We start from the raw sequence: 288 nt of genomic DNA on the forward strand, positions 1-288 counted from the left end.
TTTCATTCCCTTTATAAAATAAAATAGCCTGCTCGACCGCTTTATGCAACTTATGTAAACTTGAATTTTTTAGAAACTAAATTTTTTTCAAGGTTCTTAAGAATGACCGATCACATTCAAGTTTTAAGTGACAATGCACCACACCTTCTTGTGATTGATGACGACACCCGTATTCGCAATCTTTTATTTCAATTTCTCCTTAAAAATGGATTTCGTGTTTCAGTCTCTGCCAATGCCGATGAAGCAAGACGTCAACTTGCAAACTTAGATTTTGATCTTCTTATAATT

Annotated in this window: 1 pseudogene; it reads left to right on the top strand. The window is 33.7% G+C overall.

The features are described 5' to 3' along the window. Positions 1–102 precede the first annotated feature (102 nt). Positions 103–288, top strand: a pseudogene (locus tag ACFIK8_RS12435) (DNA-binding response regulator); the annotation flags it as partial.

The sequence above is a fragment of the Bartonella sp. MR168JLCBS genome (assembly GCF_042194175.1).